Source organism: Mesorhizobium sp. M2C.T.Ca.TU.002.02.1.1, assembly GCF_003997225.1.
The window spans coordinates 1-3,016 of the sequence record NZ_RZTO01000751.1; the positions used below are offsets into that span (position 1 = coordinate 1).

At 65.7% G+C, this 3,016-nt stretch carries 2 protein-coding genes and 1 pseudogene; all 3 read left to right on the plus strand.

Annotated elements, in window-relative coordinates; all coding sequences use genetic code 11:
• A pseudogene (locus EOD07_RS28770) lies at window positions 1-472 on the plus strand (glyceraldehyde-3-phosphate dehydrogenase); the annotation flags it as partial.
• A gap of 158 nt (window positions 473-630) precedes the next feature.
• On the plus strand, window positions 631-2,520 hold the full coding sequence (locus tag EOD07_RS28775) for a potassium/proton antiporter (protein ID WP_127237768.1): 1,890 nt from the start codon (window positions 631-633) through the stop codon (window positions 2,518-2,520).
• 161 nt (window positions 2,521-2,681) lie between these two features.
• On the plus strand, window positions 2,682-3,016 hold a 335-nt coding region (gene pgk, locus EOD07_RS28780; protein WP_127237769.1), incomplete at its 3' end, for a phosphoglycerate kinase.

Consider the following 3,016-nt stretch of genomic DNA (forward strand, 5'->3'; position numbering starts at 1 on the left):
CTCCTACACCGGCGACCAGCCGACGCTCGACACCATGCACAAGGATCTCTACCGCGCCCGCGCCGCGGCGCTGTCGCAGATCCCGACCTCGACGGGCGCCGCCAAGGCGATCGGCCTCGTGCTGCCCGACCTCAAGGGCAAGCTCGACGGCATCTCGATCCGCGTGCCGACCCCGAACGTCTCGGTCGTCGACTTCAAGTTCATCGCCAAGCGCTCGACCACGCCGCAGGAGATCAACGAGGCGCTCATCGCCGCTTCGAAGGGCAAGCTCAAGGGTGTGCTCTCGGTCACCCATCACCCGAACGTGTCGATCGACTTCAACCACGATCCGCATTCCTCGATCGTGGCGCTCGACCAGACCAAGGTCATGGACGGCAACTTCGTTTCGGTCCTGTCCTGGTACGACAATGAATGGGGCTTCTCGAACCGCATGGGCGACACCGCCGTCGCCTTCGGCAAGACCATCGCCTGATCCAGGCGTGCTCCAGCGTTTTGAAACGCCCGGCTTGGCCGGGCGTTTTTTATTTGGCCGGCTGAGCCAAAAAACATGCTGTTGCCTTGCACTGGTCATGTCTTCGCCCCACTCTCCCGTAAATCGACAAATGAGAGGGACTTGAGGGGCGCTGGCGGATGGAGCATGCGATATATCTCGTGACGCTGGTCGGCACGGCGCTCATTGTCGCCGCCGCGTTTTCGAGCCTGATCGCCTTCCGCTTCGGCGCTCCTTTGCTGCTCCTCTTCCTCTGCATCGGCCTTGCCACCGGCGTCGACGGCCTCGGCATCGAATTCGACAATGCGCGGCTGGCTTATTTTGCCGGCTCACTTGCCTTAGCCGTCATCCTGTTCGATTCGGGTTTCGGCACGCCGCTCAACGCGCTGCGTCAGGCGGCCGGGCCGGCGCTGTCGCTGGCCACGGTCGGCGTCGTTCTCACCACCGGCATTTTCGGCGTGGCCGCCTATTATCTGCTCAATCTCGACTGGCTCGAATCCTCGCTGCTCGGCGCGGCCGTCGCCTCCACCGATGCGGCGGCCGTGTTCTTCCTGCTGCGCGCCGGCGAAATCCATCTGCGCGAGCGCGTTCGCTCGACGCTCGAAGTGGAATCCAGCACCAACGACCCGATCGCCATCTTCCTTACCATCACCCTGGTCGAGATCATCGCCGCGCATGCCAACCCTGAAGCCAATGTGCTGGCCACCAACCTTTTGCTCGGCTTCCTCGCCAATATGGGGGTCGGTGCCATTATCGGCGTGCTCGGCGGCTTTGGCATCGTGCGTCTTGTCGAGCGGCTCAATCTCGACCATGGCCTGTTGCCGATCTTCGTGCTGACGCTCTCGCTGATGGTGTTCGCGGCGGCCGGCGCAATCGGCGGCTCGGGTTTCCTCGCCGTCTACCTTGCCGGGCTGATCGCCGGCAATTCGGACATCCGCGCCGTTACCATCCTGAAGCGCTTCCAGGACGGCATGTCATGGCTGGCGCAGATCATCATGTTCCTGATCCTCGGCCTGTTCGCCACGCCCTCGCAGTTCCCGGCGATCCTGGTGCCGGCGGTCCTGCTCGGCCTGTTCCTGATCTTCGTGGCGCGGCCGTTGGCCGTCTGGCTCTGCCTGATCCCTTTCCGCCTGCCGCGTCCCGAGGTCGCCTTCGTCTCCTGGGTCGGCTTGCGCGGCGCAGTCTCGATCCTGCTGGCCATCACGCCGCTGCTGGGCGGCCTCGAGCATGGCCGCCTGATCTTCAACGCCGCCTTCATCATCGTGCTCGTGTCGCTGGTGGTCCAGGGCTGGACGGTCGGTCCGCTGGCGCGGCGCCTGGGCCTCATCGTCCCCGCGCGTCTCGGTCCGCTGGATAAGGTCGAGCTCGAATTGCCGGGCTCGGCGCATCATGAGCTGCTTGCCTATCGCGTGGCACCCGGCAGCCCGGTGGCGCGCGGCGAGCGCATCCCGCGCTGGGCGAGACCCTCGCTGGTTTTGCGCGACGGGCGCTCCATGCGCTTCCAGGACATGGGCCGGCTGGCAGCCGGCGATCAGGTCTACATCTTCGTGCCGGACCGCTACCCGCGCCTGCTCGACAAGCTCTTCGCCAGCCGCGCCGTGGTCGATCCCGAGGACGCCGACTTCTTCGGCGCCTTCGCGCTCGATCCCGCCCGCTCGGCCGCGGAGCTGGAAGCCGCCTATGCGCCGGGCCTGACCGAGGCCGAACAGAAGCTCACCGTTGCGGCACTCGTTACAGAGCGGCTCGGCGGCCATCCCGAATATGCCGACCGCGTGGTGATCGGCCCGATCGAGCTGATCGTGCGCGATGTCGACGAAAAGGGCCGGATCACCGGACTCGGCCTGTCCTTCGAGCCGACCGCGCCGGTCGCGCGCGTGCCGGTTTTCCTGAGCGCCGGCGAAATCGGCGACCGCATAGCCGCCATGATCCGCAACTGGCGCAGGCCGGCGGAACAACAGGAGGCCGGGGACGTGCCGATCGATGCGGCTGCGCCCGGGCCGGATGGACAAAAGGCAACCGGCGAAGGCTGATGTCACACGCCGACATCATTTTTGCGCGCGCGCTTCAACGCGGCCCTTGCATCGTCCTTCGCGCCGGGTAAGGTCGCCGCGTTTTCGCTAGAGCAATTCTAGGAAAAGTATGGGCGGTTTTCCGTCCGGAATTGTGTCAAGGCACTAGGAAGGAACGGACCATGGCCGGCTTCAAGACACTCGATGATATCGGCGCCGTCGGCGGCAAGCGCGTGCTGGTGCGCGTCGACCTCAACGTTCCCGTCGCCGACGGCAAGGTGACCGACGCCACCCGCATCGAGCGCATCGCGCCGACCATCGCCGAGCTCTCGAAAAAGGGGGCCAAGGTTATCCTGCTGGCGCATTTCGGCCGCCCGAAGGACGGCCCGTCGGCCGAGTTCTCGCTGGAGCCGATCGCCCGCGCGACGGCGCAAGTGCTCGGCCGTCCGGTTAGCTTCGCCGCCGATTGTATCGGTGACAAGGCTGCCGAAGCCGTCGCGGCGATGAAGGACGGCGA

Coding starts and splice junctions, on each gene's coding strand:
- EOD07_RS28775 (WP_127237768.1), top strand. CDS start 631: ATGGAGCATGCGATATATCTCGTGACGCTGGTCGGCACGGCGCTCATT.